We start from the raw sequence: 11,821 nt of genomic DNA, 5'->3' as shown, positions 1-11,821 counted from the left end.
CCACCGGCGGAGCCGTATTTGGGTCAAACAATTAGGACTTTGATAATGCTTCACGCCACCTCCGGATTTTCAGGCTCTAACTCAATCCGCCAACGCATTGCGGTCGTGGGAAGTGGGGTGTCTGGTCTTTCTGCGGCCTGGCTGCTGTCCAAAAGCCATGATGTGGTACTCTACGAGGCCGACGACCGAGTAGGCGGCCATGCCAATACCATCGATGTGCCGGGTACCGGTCCGGTGGATACCGGATTCATTGTCTATAACGACAAGAACTACCCCAATTTCCAGGCCCTGCTGGGCCACCTCGAGGTGGAAAGTATCCACACCGAGATGTCATTTGCAGCCTCTCTTGACCGCGGCACGTTTGAATATTGCGGCGAAGGGCTCTCGGGCATGCTGGCGCAGCGGCGCAATGCGTTCCGCCCGCGCTTCTGGAGTCTGTTTCGGGACCTGCTGCGCTTCTATCGCGAGGCGCCCAAAGCATTGGACCGGCCAGACATGCGCGGCCTCACGCTGGATGAGTATCTGCGCGCCCAGCGTTACTCCCGCTCATTCGTTGAGGGCCATTTGCTGCCAATGGCGGCAGCCATTTGGTCGTCCAAGGCCGAGGACATCCGCGCCTACCCGCTTTTCGCCTTTGTCCGCTTTTTTGAAAGCCACGGCCTGTTGCAATTGCGCGAGCGCCCCAACTGGCGCACGGTCAAGGGCGGGAGCCGCGCCTATGTCAACGCTCTGCTCAAGGACTTTGCCGGCCAGGTGCGCCTCGCCACGCCGGTAGCCCGGGTGGTGCGAAATGCTGATGGTGTCACGGTCACGGCACGCACAGGCCAGGTCGATCAGTTCGATGCAATATTGGTTGCGACCCATGCCGATCAGGCCCTCTCCATGCTCGATACACCCAGCCAGGCCGAACGGAATTTGCTTGGTGCCTTCTCCTACACCACGAACACGGCCGTGCTGCACGCCGACCCCAGCTATATGCCGCGTCGACGCAAGGTGTGGTGCTGCTGGAATTACATCTCGACCGACCACCTGTCGGCCGACAGCCAGCTTTGCGTCAGCTATTGGATGAACCGGCTGCAGAGCCTCAAGGGCCGGGACCTTTTCGTCACGCTTAACCCGCCGACCGATCCTCGGGAGGAGATCGCCCGGTTCAACTACACCCATCCCCTGTTTGACAGCGCCGCTATCCACGCTCAGGAAAATCTCTGGCAAATTCAGGGACAGAACCGCACGTTTTATGCGGGCGCCCATTTCGGTCGGGGCTTTCACGAGGACGGCCTGCAGGCCGGATTGGCCGCAGCCGAGGCCATGGGCTCCCTGCCGCGACCTTGGACCGTGCCCAACCCATCCGGCCGCATCACGCTCGCGCCCCCTGCCGCGGCCCTGGTGGCATGAGCCTGAACTCGGCCATCTATGTCGGCCAGGTGGTGCACCAGCGGCACCGGCCAAAAAAGCACGCCCTCAAATATCGGGTGTTCTCGCTGCTGGTCGACCTCGATGATCTGTCCGCACTCGATGGGTTGAAATGGTTCGGCCACAATCGCCGGGCACTGTTCTCGTTCCGGGACGCGGACCACGGCAACGGCCTGCCGCTGCGCAGCTGGGTCAATCTGAAACTGGCTGACCACGGCCTGCCGCCGGCGGGGCGCATCCGTCTGCTCTGCTATCCGCGCATTCTCGGCTACGTGTTCAACCCCCTGACCGTCTGGTTCTGTCAGGATGCTGCGGGCCAGCCGCTCGCCACCATTTATGAGGTGCACAACACCTTTGGCGAGCGCCACAGCTATGTCCTGCCCCAGGGGGCGGAGCAGGCGGCGGATAAGAGCTTCTACGTCTCGCCCTTCATCGATATGGATTGCCGCTACGAGTTCCGCCTGACACCGCCGGGCGAGAAGGTGCGTGTCGCCATCCATGAAACCCAGGACGGCCAGCCGCTGCTCTATGCTGCCTTCACCGGCGAAGCGCGCCCATTTGACGATGCCACCCTGCGCCGGCTTTTCTTCACCCATCCGCTGATGACGCTCAAGGTCACCGCAGGCATCCATTGGGAAGCCCTGCGCCTGATCGCCAAGGGCATTCGCATTCGCTGGTACACTGATCGCAAGGGCAGACGGGAAACCCCTGCGGCCAGGATCGCCGAGCCGCAGGACTAGCCTACCACTCGAAGGCCGGGCCGTTCTCGCGGGCGCCCATCAGGAAAACGTCGCTCATCAGCCGCAATGGCGCGGCATCCACATCGCTCTGCCGCTTGTCGAGCAGATCGGCGAAGCGGTCATAGATGCCGGCATATTCCTCGTCACCATGCTCCAGCACCACCTCGCCATTGATCCTGAGCGTCCGGCCGCCACGCTCGAGCTTGAGATCGGTGCCGGTGCCGGTCACCACATGGATGGTCCAGATTTCGCCACTTTCCTCAAGCCAGTTGAAGCCTGAGGAAATGTCGGGCTTATGCGGCTGGCCCGACTTGAACCGGACCTCGACATCGACCGGCGTCTGCCGGTTGGCCGGGAAGGTCAGCCTGGCGCTCTCGACGAAGACGGGAAACGGCATGATCTTGGTGAAGATCGAATAGGCATTGATGCCCGGATCGCAGACGCCGAAACCGCCCGGCTCCCATACCCAGTCCTGGCCCGGATGCCATTTGCGCACGCTTTCGCGCCAATCGATCCGCACCTTGTTGACACCTTCCTCAGCCAGAACGGCCTTGGCCCGGTCAACGGCGGCGTTATACTGGCTGTGCCAGGTCTGGAACAGCACCCGGTCCAGCCGGCCTGCGTGGGCAACAATGTCGTCGAGTTCGGAAATGGTCGTGGTGGGGGGCTTTTCCATCATCACGTCCTTGCCTGCATCCAGCGCTTCGCGCACCAGGGCGTGCCGCACTCCGGGCGGGGTGCAGATGGACACCAGCCCTACTTCTGGCATGGCTGCATAAAGCTCGGCGGCAGTGCGGAAAACCGGCAGATCGCCATGGCTCACACCGCGCGATGACACGGTCGCGGCCAGCTCGAAGTCCTCAGAGGCATCAATCACCGGTATGTGTTGGTCGACTGCGATCTTACCTACGCCGATAATGGCAATCTTGCGGCTGGCCATGCCTGAACTCCCTGCTCCAAGACGCGGCTATAGAGCAGGTCTTGCCGGCTCCTGCCAAGACCTCAAAACGAGAATAGTATGATTTTTATGCGGTGGGTGCCGCTGGTGGCGGCTCCCACAGCTCAATGGGATTGCCCTCGGGGTCGTGAATGCGGGCAAATCGCCCGGTTTGCTCATTATCCCATTCGTCCGGCCGGGTCTCGATGGCAATGCCCGCTGTGGAGAGCTGTGCCATTAGCCCATCGAGGTCATCCACCCTGAGATTGATCATCCACTGCTTGTCGGCTGGAAAATAGTCGCTGCTTTGCTCGAACGGAGCAAACACCGTGAAGCCGGCCTGCTGGGTCCAGAACTCGGTGATCCCCAGATGCGTCTGATACCACTCAGCCAACGCCTTGGTGTCGCGGGATCGAAAGAAAATGCCGCCTATGCCGGTGACCCTTGCCATGTCCGCCTCCTTGGACAGTGGCCAGCATGGCACGGCGGGGCCATGGTCCAAAGGCCTTTATCGAATGATGATAGCTCGGAAGTCGTTCACATTTGTGCCGGTCGGGCCGGTGACGAACAGATCGCCAATAGCCTCGAACGCGGTATAGGCGTCGTTGTTGGACAATGCCGCCTGCGGGTCGATGCCGGCCTCGCGCATGCGCCGTGCAGTCGCGCCGTCGACAAAGGCGCCCGCATTGTCTTCCGAACCGTCAATGCCATCGGTGTCGCCTGCAAGGGCGGAAATCCCGGCCGCCCCGTCCAGCGCAATGGCCAGCGAAAGCAGGAACTCTCCATTTCGGCCGCCCCGCCCCTTGCCCCGCAGCGTGACGGTTGTTTCGCCGCCTGAGAGAAGGACCACCGGTTTCTTGAAGGGGCGATTGCGCATGGCGATTTCTTTGGCGATGGCCGCATGAACCTGCGCAACGTCGCGCGCCTCTCCCTCGATTGAGTCGGAAAGAATGGCTGCCTCGATACCCTCTTTGCGGGCCATATCCGCCGCGGCCTCAAGCGAAAGCGCGGCAGAAGCGATCGTGGTGACGCTATTGCGGATAAAGACCGGGTCAGTGGGGTCGGGCGGCAGATTGTCATCGCTTTCCAGCAAACGGCGCGCCGCTGGCGGCAGATCGAGGCGATAGAGCGCGGCCAGTCGTCTTGCTTCGGCACGCCCTCCTGCCAATGGCAGGGTGGGGCCCGAAGCGACAAGAGCCGGATCATCGCCCGGCACGTCCGAGACCACCAGTGTCGCCACTCGCGCCGGCGCCGCTGCCGCCGCCAGCCGTCCGCCCTTGATGGTCGAGAACTGGTTGCGAACAAGATTCATCACCCCAATGGGTGCACCCGAGGCGAGCAAAGCGCGGTTGATCGCCTGTTCATCCTCGAGGTTCAGGCCTGGCGCGGGGGCCGGCAGCAATGAGGAGCCGCCGCCGGAGATGAGCGCGACCACCAGATCGTCCTGATCCAGGTTTGACACCAGCTCACGCAGTCTTTTGGCAGCGGCCGCGCCCGCCGCGTCGGGAACCGGGTGCGCCGCTTCCACGATTTCAATGCGTTCGCAGGCCTCCGCATAGCCATAGCGGGTAACGACCAGCCCCGATATCTCGCCTGGCCAGGCTTGTTCGAAGGCCCGGGCCATCTGCGCCGAAGCCTTGCCTGCTCCGATAACGATGGTGCGTCCCTTGGGTTCTTCGGGCAGATGCCGCTCGACCGCCAGGGCTGGCTGGGCCTGTGCAACGGCTTGGTGGAACAGGCGTTCGAGCAGGGAGCGGTCCATGTGGTCTCGGTCTTCAGTGTGCGCCAGATTGGCCCTTGTCGCCATCGCCAGGGATTTTGTCCAGTCCTGCATCTTGTCAAATGCCTGCCACACAGGTCCATTACCCCCGCGCCAAGGAGGCCCCATGTCGCAGAGATTCGCCATTTACTACGCTCCCGCTGTCACCGACCTGCTGTGGGAGCGCGCCGCAGTCTGGCTCGGTCGCGACCCGGCTACCGGGGAGAGCTACGACGGCGCCGTTGCCGGCCTGGAGCGGGCACGCCTGCTCAACCTCACTCAGTCCGCCGGCCGCTACGGGTTTCACGCCACGCTCAAGCCGCCCATGGCCCTGGCCCCGGGTCAGACCGAACAAGGCTTGCGTGCGGCCATGCAAAAAACCGCAGCTGAACTTGAGCCCGTTGCTCTGGGCAAGCTGCGGATCGCGTCGTTGGATGGGTTCCTCGCCCTTATGCCTGAGACGGACAGCAACGAGCAACTGCAAGATCTTGCTGCGAGCGTTGTGGAGGCGTTCGAGCCGTTCCGCGCTCCGCTCAAGCCGCGAGACCGCGCGGAGCGCGCCGCGCGCGGATTGACGCCGCGCCAGGAGGAATTACTCGACGCTTATGGCTACCCCTATGTGTTCGATGAGTTTCGCTTCCATATGACGCTGACCGACCGGCTCTCGGAGGCCGACCACCGTGAGGTGATGCAGGCGGCGCAGACCTGGTTCGGCCCGGTGCTCGACGCCCCGGTGACCCTGGACCGCCTGACCCTGTTCCACGAGAAAGAGAACAAGCTGCCCTTCAATCGCATTGCCGAGTTCGGACTGGGGCACTGACGGCCATGCGAGAGACTGTATTTGCCAATGCGCAGATCGTTCTGCCTGACGAAGTCGTCATAGGCAGTGTGCTGGTGCGGGATGGCAAGATCGCCGCTATCGATGCCGGGGCCGGCCGTTCCGGGGAGGACTTGGAAGGCGACTATCTCATCCCTGGCCTCGTCGAACTGCATACGGACCATCTGGAAAACCATTATCGGCCACGCCCCGGTGTGTTCTGGGATCCGCTGGCGGCATTGCACGCCCATGATGCCCAGATTGCCGGTTCTGGCATAACCACAGTCTTCGATGCTGTAAGGATCGGTTCGGACAATGATCTCCCGGACATGCTTGCCCACGCCCGCAAGCTGGTCGATGCCGTGCGGACCGGCGGGGCGGGTGGCTGGTTGAGGGCGGAACATTTCATCCATCTGCGCTGCGAATTGCCCAGCCACGATGTTGTCGATCACTTTGACGCGCTGGCAGACCACCCCATGACCCGGTTGGCATCAGTAATGGATCATACGCCCGGCCAGCGGCAGTTTCGCTCGCTCGACGCCTATAGGCGCTTCTATGCCAAGCAGATGGGACGCAGTCCGCAAGAGCTGCAGGCCTATGTCGATGCGCGGCTGGACGAGCACAGGCGCTATGCCGGGCCAAACCGTCGGGCTATCGTGTCACGGGCCAGAACAATGGGCATAGCGCTGGCGAGCCATGATGACGCCACCTTGGCCCATGTCGAGGAGGCCGAGACCGATGGCGTTGCCATCTCAGAATTTCCCACCACGCTTGAGGCGGCCTCTGCTGCCCATGAGGCCGGGCTTGCCATCCTGATGGGCGCTCCCAATGTCGTCCGTGGCCAGTCCCACTCGGGCAACATCTCCGCCACCGATCTGGTTGTCGGTGGTCTGCTCGATATTCTGAGTTCAGATTATGTCCCCTATGCCCTGATGCAGGCTGCCTTTCTGTTGCCGCAGCGCGTCGAGGGCCTTGACCTGCCCGCGGCCTTGGCTACCGTGACCAGCAATCCGGCGAGGGCCGCCGGGCTTGAGGACCGGGGGGAGGTCTCGCTGGGCAAACGAGCCGATCTTGTAAGGGTGGCAGCCGACGCACCGCTTCCGGTGGTGCGGGGCGTCTGGCGCGAAGGGCTGCGTGTGAGTTGAACCAACGGCCCCCCGGAGTATTGGTGCTTGTGGTCGGTCCGTCGGGCGTCGGCAAGGACACTTTGATCGGTGGTGCCCGTCAGGCCCTTGACGGTGACAAGCGCTTCAGCTTCGTGCGCCGGTTCGTCACGCGTCCCGCGGACATCGATCTGGAAGATCATGTCAGTCTCGACCGGCAGGCTTTCGCCACCGCCAAGCGTGCTGGCCGTTTTGCCCTGACCTGGCAGGCGCATGGCCTGGACTATGCCCTGCCTATCGGGGTTGATACCGATCTGGCATTGGGCCGCGTGGTCATCGCCAATATTTCCCGCCATGCCGTGCCGGAGGCGGTCGCCAAATACCCGCTCTGCCGGGTTATCCAGGTTTCTGCCGAGATTTCTCTGCGCGCCGCTCGCCTGTCAAAGCGCGGCCGTGAGACCCACGACCAAATTGTCGCGCGACTGGCCCGTGAGGGCGCCGCGTTGCCGGCCAATGTAGAGCCGGTGGTCATAGACAATTCCAGCACGCTGGCCATTGGTGTTGCCGCTTTCGTCATGGCATTGCGCCGCATTGCCGAGGATTGAACCCTTCGCTTTGCCGGGGCGTTTGTCTCTTGATAGAAAAGCGTCAGGAGATTTCCGTGTCCCGAAACAGCCTTTACGGCGTCATCGCCATTCTGGCCATCGCGCTGGTCGCGTTCGGCATCTACACCTATCAGCAGCAACAGGCCCGGCCGGGCATAGAAGTTCGGGTCGATGAACAGGGGATTTCGATCGATGGGAACGGCTAGCGATAGCACAGAACTGCGCCACCAGGCGATTGTCACGGCGCTGACATCGGAGCTCGAGCGGCAGGCCGGCAGCGGCGCATCCAGGATCGATGTCCATGCTTTGGCAAAAGCGGTAGAAAGCGCGCTCGATCCGGCACCGCCCGCGGACGAGGGCCGCCGTCCGTCCGAACTGAATGCGACCAACGACGATTGAACCGCGCGTTGGACGTCACACAGAAAGGCCGGTGGTCACCCACCGGCCTTGCTAGGCGGCTTCGCCGGCAGCGACGGCGCGGCTAACGGCTGAGTGCGCCGTCTCCACAGATGGAAAGCGCTGCCCGTCCATGGCAAAGGCCGGCAGCTTGACGGCCACGAACCTGTAGCCTTCGGCATCCGGTACAACCACACCCTGTGGTTCCCCGGCGACTTCTATGACAATTGGCCTGAGCTTATCGGCCCTGTTTAAGTTCTTTTCCTGCATGGGTGGAATCTCCACTTGCGCGGCAATCCAACACGGCTCCTTCACTCTGAAGGGAGCCCGGGGCTGGCAGCGCGGGGTCTATCGGTTTTGTGAGACGAGGATGTGACGGGTCAGATCACATTCGTTTTGCGCGACAGGACCCTTGCCAGCGTTTGAGATTTCGCATGCAGGTTACTACGGTCGAACACGTGGCATGGATCGTGAAGGTCTTCGATGTCGTCATCGTCATTCCTCTCCTTGCGGGTGTTGAACGCAGGTGTGGCACGCCAATGCGGCGGCGCAATGGCAAGATAGGGAACGCAGTCAGGTTTTGCCAGTGCACCTTTATGCGTATTTTCGGGAAATCCCGCAAAAGCCTGCCCGAAACATCCGGCAGGGTAAAATCCTGATACCATTACTCATGTTAATTGACAAGTGCTTGCGGCTTGCTTCGCCGTCCGCAATCTGGTGTTGTTTGCCAATCAAGCGTCCCGCCTTTTTCCTGGCGGGTCTGAGGGGAACATAGGTGTCGCAAGAAGAAGTGCCGCCCGCCTCGCGCGGCAAGCGGGGCGTCAAGCCGTCGGGCAAGCCCACGCTCAAGACCATCGCGCAAATGACAGGGTTGGCGGTTACAACCATTTCTCGTGCGCTCAACAATGCGCCTGAGCTGGCTCAGGAAACCCGCGACCGCGTTCAGAAGATTGCCGCCGAGATCGGCTATATGCCGGATCGCGCGGCGCTGCGTCTGAAGACCGGACGCACCAATGTCATCTCCCTCATCCTCGAGCCTGACGAGCAGATATACGGCTTTGGCACCAATCTCGTGACGGGCATCACCGAAGCTCTGCGCGACACCAGCTATCATCTGGTCATCACCCCGCTTTTCCGCAATGTGGAGCCCATTGAGCCGATCCAGCACATCGTGCACAATCGCATGGCCGACGGCGTGATCTTTTCCAAAGCTGAAGCCTTCGACGAGCGTATCCGCTTCCTGAATGACAACGACTTTCCCTTTGTCAGCCACGGCCGCAGCCGCTGGCCTGAATCGCATCCCTTTGTCGACTACGACAACGAGGCCTATGCCTATGGCGCTACGCTGCGGCTGGCAGCCAGGGGGTGCCGCAAGGTTTCGATCATCTTGCCCGATAGCGCTCTGACCTATACCGAGCACTTGAAGGCAGGCATGGAACGGGCGGCACGTGAGGCGGGGATTGCTTACGAGTTTGCCGCCGACGTCAATCTGAGTAGCCCGGCCGATGCCATCCGCAGCTATGTCATCAAGCGCGCCAAGCGGCCGGATGGCCCCGATGGCTATGTCTGCGCTTCCGAGATATCGGCTCTGGCCGTTATCGGCGGCCTCAACGATGCGGGCTTGGTCGTTGGCAAGACCGCTCATGTGGTGACCAAGCAGGCCTCCGACATGTTCGCCCAGTTTCAGCCGGGCGCCGAAACCGTGCCAGAGGACTTCGTCGCCGCCGGGCGCAATCTGGCGAGCCTTCTCCTCCGCCGGATCGCGGGTGAGACTGAGGGCCTGCAGTTTATCGCTCAGCCGGTCTTCGAGTGGGACGCCTGAAGGTCAGCAAGTGTCCAATCCGGATGCGGTCTATCGGATACTGAAGGATAGTGCGCCGGCCGCTCTCTGCGATGACTGCCTGGCGTCGGCCGCGAAAGTGCAGCCTCGGCAGCAAGTCAACATTATCGCGAGATCGCTTGGTCTGACGCGAGACTTCCAGAGACGTGATGGCATATGCGCCATGTGCGGCGATGAAAAGCTAGTAACGAGGTCAGTGAGCTGGCGAGACGTCCGTTCGCCGTTGCGCACCTAACCCTCCAGCTCCTCCCGCAGCATTTCGAGTTCTAGCCACTGCTCCTCCGCGGCGGCCTTTTTCGTCGCAGCCGCCTCCAGCGCCTTGGATTTGGCCGCAAAGCCACCGGGGTCCTTGGTGTAGAGATCGGGCGCAGCCAGGGCCTTGTTCAGTGCGGCGATCTCGGCGTCAAGCTTGTCAATTTCTGCTGGCAGGGTTTCAAGCGCATGCTTCTCCTTGAAGCTGAGCTTGCGCTTGCTGGTTGGTGCCGGGGAGGCCGGCTTTGCCTTGGGCTTGTCTGCCTTGGCGGGCCTGTCGAGCTGACGGGCGGCAACGCCGGATCCGCGCTGCGTGACCATGTCCGAATAGCCGCCGGCATATTCGGTCCAGCGACCGTCTCCTTCCGCCATTATGACCGACGTCGCGACCCTGTCGAGGAAGTCGCGGTCATGGCTGACGACCACCACGGTTCCCGCATAGTCGGAAACCATTTCCTCGAGCAGATCGAGCGTTTCAAGGTCCAGGTCGTTTGTCGGCTCGTCCAGCACCAGGAAGTTTGAGGGCAGCGCGAGGGCGCGGGCCAGCGCCACGCGGGCCCGTTCTCCACCCGAAAGCTTGCCGATCGGGGTATTGGCCTGTTCAGGGCTGAACAGGAAGTCCTTCATATAGCCAACCACATGCTTGGGCTCGCCATTGACGTGAATGGTATCGCTGCCGCCACCGGTCAGCGCGTCCTTGAGGCGGGTATCGGGCTGCAGTTTGGCGCGCCCCTGGTCCAGCATGGCCAGTTCGAGCGCCGCCCCGAGCTTGATTGCGCCGCCGTCCGGCTCCAGATGACCGGTGAGCATCTTGATCAGCGTGGTCTTGCCGGCCCCGTTCGGCCCGACGACCCCGACCCGGTCACCGCGCAGAATACGCGTGGAGAAGTCCCGCACGATGGTGCGGGCACCAAAGCTCTTGGAAATGCTCTCAGCTTCCGCCACCAGCGCGCCTGACGTCCGGCCCTCGCTGACGGCCAGGGTTACCCCGCCGGCCACCTTGCGCTGCTCTCGGCGTTCCTGCCTGAGATTGGCCAGCCGCTCGAGCCGGCCCACATTGCGCTTGCGCCGCGCGGTCACGCCATAGCGCAACCAGTGTTCTTCGCGCACAATCTGGCGGTCGAGTTTGTGCCGTTCCTTTTCCTCAAGCTCCAGCACTTCGTCGCGCCAGCCCTCGAACGCCGAAAACCCCTTCTCGATCCGCCGGGTAACCCCGCGATCCAGCCACACCGTGGAGCGCGACAGGTCAGAGAGGAACCGGCGGTCGTGGCTGATCAGAACCATGGCGGAGCGCATCTGACTCAATTCCGCCTGCAGCCATTCGATCACCGGCAGGTCCAGATGGTTGGTTGGCTCGTCCAGCAGCAAGACGTCAGGTTGTGGGGCCAGCACCCGTGCCAACGCTGCGCGGCGGCCTTCGCCGCCGGACAGCGTGGTGGGCTTTTCTGTTCCTGCAAGTCCAAGGGCATCAAGCAGATATTGTGCCCGATAGGGATCGTCACCCGGTGCCAGACCGGCCTCGACATAAGCAAGTGTTGTCTCGTAGCCGGACAGGTCCGGCTCCTGCGGCAGATACCGGATGGTCGCGCTGGGCTCTGCAAAACGCTTGCCGGCATCGTGCTGGACAAGACCTGCAGCAATCTTGAGCAGCGTTGACTTGCCTGAGCCATTGCGGCCGACCAGCGCGATGCGCTGGCCGGGCGAAACGATCAGTTCGGCGGCTTCGAGCAATTGCGTTCCGCCAAAGGTGAGCTGGATATCCTGGAGCGAAAGGAGGGGAGGCTGGGCCATGTTCTGTCCGGAAGCATTCGGCCCCGGATAGAGCACAGGGACGGACGCAGATCAATCAAGGGAAGGCAGAAGGCCGGTCAGGACGTTGAGGATCCTGACCGGCCCGGGGAGACGGTAGCAGCACGCCCCGTCGCATTCTGGCACCCGGACCCACAGGCCCCAAGGGGT

14 protein-coding genes are annotated in these 11,821 nt (G+C 62.4%); 8 read left to right on the top strand and 6 right to left on the bottom strand.

The features are described from left to right. The first annotated feature begins 45 nt into the window (after window positions 1–45). Window positions 46–1,395 carry an NAD(P)/FAD-dependent oxidoreductase gene (locus tag ACE4RL_RS00880; RefSeq protein WP_375598669.1) on the top strand — a complete coding sequence of 450 codons (1,350 nt, stop codon included), beginning with the start codon at window positions 46–48 and terminating at the stop codon, window positions 1,393–1,395. Next, on the top strand, window positions 1,392–2,153 hold the full coding sequence (locus tag ACE4RL_RS00875; RefSeq protein WP_375598668.1) for a DUF1365 domain-containing protein: 762 nt from the start codon (window positions 1,392–1,394) through the stop codon (window positions 2,151–2,153). Before ACE4RL_RS00880 ends, ACE4RL_RS00875 begins: the two co-directional genes overlap by 4 nt. Window position 2,154: 1 nt before the next feature. On the opposite strand, the gene ACE4RL_RS00870 is transcribed toward ACE4RL_RS00875, so the two are convergent. From ACE4RL_RS00870 to ACE4RL_RS00860, 3 genes are all read right to left on the bottom strand, one after another. Next, entirely contained in the window at window positions 2,155–3,093 is a 939-nt protein-coding gene (locus ACE4RL_RS00870) for a Gfo/Idh/MocA family protein (protein ID WP_375598667.1), read from the bottom strand. Between the two features lie 85 nt (window positions 3,094–3,178). After that, a complete protein-coding gene (locus ACE4RL_RS00865; RefSeq protein ID WP_375598666.1) occupies window positions 3,179–3,541 on the bottom strand; it encodes a VOC family protein in 363 nt (120 codons plus the stop codon). Between the two features lie 57 nt (window positions 3,542–3,598). Beyond that, complete coding sequence (locus tag ACE4RL_RS00860; RefSeq protein ID WP_375600205.1) at window positions 3,599–4,852, bottom strand: glycerate kinase; 1,254 nt, start codon at window positions 4,850–4,852, stop codon at window positions 3,599–3,601. Between the two features lie 124 nt (window positions 4,853–4,976). Here ACE4RL_RS00860 and ACE4RL_RS00855 point away from each other — a divergent pair, with 124 nt between their 5' ends. Genes ACE4RL_RS00855 through ACE4RL_RS00835 form a run of 5 tightly spaced genes read left to right on the top strand, consistent with a single transcriptional unit; the run spans window position 4,977 to window position 7,773 of the window. Next, complete coding sequence (locus ACE4RL_RS00855; RefSeq protein ID WP_375598665.1) at window positions 4,977–5,669, top strand: DUF1045 domain-containing protein; 693 nt, start codon at window positions 4,977–4,979, stop codon at window positions 5,667–5,669. 5 nt (window positions 5,670–5,674) lie between these two features. Continuing rightward, a complete protein-coding gene (locus ACE4RL_RS00850; protein WP_375598664.1) occupies window positions 5,675–6,811 on the top strand; it encodes an alpha-D-ribose 1-methylphosphonate 5-triphosphate diphosphatase in 1,137 nt (378 codons plus the stop codon). A 23-nt stretch (window positions 6,812–6,834) separates the two neighbouring features. Next, window positions 6,835–7,374 (top strand): phosphonate metabolism protein/1,5-bisphosphokinase (PRPP-forming) PhnN, encoded by a 540-nt coding sequence (phnN, locus tag ACE4RL_RS00845; RefSeq protein ID WP_375598663.1) that lies wholly within the window; start codon window positions 6,835–6,837, stop codon window positions 7,372–7,374. 56 nt (window positions 7,375–7,430) lie between these two features. Further along, on the top strand, window positions 7,431–7,580 hold the full coding sequence (locus tag ACE4RL_RS00840; RefSeq protein ID WP_375598662.1) for a hypothetical protein: 150 nt from the start codon (window positions 7,431–7,433) through the stop codon (window positions 7,578–7,580). After that, a complete protein-coding gene (locus tag ACE4RL_RS00835; protein ID WP_375598661.1) occupies window positions 7,567–7,773 on the top strand; it encodes a hypothetical protein in 207 nt (68 codons plus the stop codon). Before ACE4RL_RS00840 ends, ACE4RL_RS00835 begins: the two co-directional genes overlap by 14 nt. A gap of 51 nt (window positions 7,774–7,824) precedes the next feature. Here ACE4RL_RS00835 and ACE4RL_RS00830 read toward each other — a convergent pair whose 3' ends face one another. Together ACE4RL_RS00830 and ACE4RL_RS00825 are read right to left on the bottom strand one after the other, a co-directional pair. Continuing rightward, a complete protein-coding gene (locus ACE4RL_RS00830) occupies window positions 7,825–8,040 on the bottom strand; it encodes a hypothetical protein (protein ID WP_375598660.1) in 216 nt (71 codons plus the stop codon). Window positions 8,041–8,150: 110 nt separating this feature from the next. Beyond that, complete coding sequence (locus tag ACE4RL_RS00825) at window positions 8,151–8,435, bottom strand: hypothetical protein (protein WP_375598659.1); 285 nt, start codon at window positions 8,433–8,435, stop codon at window positions 8,151–8,153. 110 nt (window positions 8,436–8,545) lie between these two features. Between ACE4RL_RS00825 and ACE4RL_RS00820 the strand changes: the two genes are divergently transcribed. Beyond that, on the top strand, window positions 8,546–9,592 hold the full coding sequence (locus tag ACE4RL_RS00820; protein WP_375598658.1) for a LacI family transcriptional regulator: 1,047 nt from the start codon (window positions 8,546–8,548) through the stop codon (window positions 9,590–9,592). A 249-nt stretch (window positions 9,593–9,841) separates the two neighbouring features. Here the strand turns inward: ACE4RL_RS00820 and ACE4RL_RS00815 are convergent, their stop codons facing one another. After that, complete coding sequence (locus tag ACE4RL_RS00815) at window positions 9,842–11,653, bottom strand: ABC-F family ATP-binding cassette domain-containing protein (RefSeq protein WP_375598657.1); 1,812 nt, start codon at window positions 11,651–11,653, stop codon at window positions 9,842–9,844. Window positions 11,654–11,821 lie beyond the last annotated feature (168 nt).

It is taken from the genome of Devosia polycyclovorans (genome assembly GCF_042181575.1).
GTDB classification, from domain to species: domain Bacteria; phylum Pseudomonadota; class Alphaproteobacteria; order Rhizobiales; family Devosiaceae; genus Devosia; species Devosia polycyclovorans.
This window is presented reverse-complemented; position numbering and strand designations above follow the sequence as displayed.

Coding starts and splice junctions, on each gene's coding strand:
- ACE4RL_RS00875 (WP_375598668.1), top strand. CDS start 1,392: ATGAGCCTGAACTCGGCCATCTATGTCGGCCAGGTGGTGCACCAGCGG.
- ACE4RL_RS00830 (WP_375598660.1), bottom strand. CDS start 8,040: ATGCAGGAAAAGAACTTAAACAGGGCCGATAAGCTCAGGCCAATTGTC.
- ACE4RL_RS00880 (WP_375598669.1), top strand. CDS start 46: ATGCTTCACGCCACCTCCGGATTTTCAGGCTCTAACTCAATCCGCCAA.
- ACE4RL_RS00835 (WP_375598661.1), top strand. CDS start 7,567: ATGGGAACGGCTAGCGATAGCACAGAACTGCGCCACCAGGCGATTGTC.
- ACE4RL_RS00850 (WP_375598664.1), top strand. CDS start 5,675: ATGCGAGAGACTGTATTTGCCAATGCGCAGATCGTTCTGCCTGACGAA.
- ACE4RL_RS00825 (WP_375598659.1), bottom strand. CDS start 8,435: ATGGTATCAGGATTTTACCCTGCCGGATGTTTCGGGCAGGCTTTTGCG.
- ACE4RL_RS00870 (WP_375598667.1), bottom strand. CDS start 3,093: ATGGCCAGCCGCAAGATTGCCATTATCGGCGTAGGTAAGATCGCAGTC.
- ACE4RL_RS00860 (WP_375600205.1), bottom strand. CDS start 4,852: ATGGACCGCTCCCTGCTCGAACGCCTGTTCCACCAAGCCGTTGCACAG.
- ACE4RL_RS00865 (WP_375598666.1), bottom strand. CDS start 3,541: ATGGCAAGGGTCACCGGCATAGGCGGCATTTTCTTTCGATCCCGCGAC.
- ACE4RL_RS00815 (WP_375598657.1), bottom strand. CDS start 11,653: ATGGCCCAGCCTCCCCTCCTTTCGCTCCAGGATATCCAGCTCACCTTT.
- ACE4RL_RS00855 (WP_375598665.1), top strand. CDS start 4,977: ATGTCGCAGAGATTCGCCATTTACTACGCTCCCGCTGTCACCGACCTG.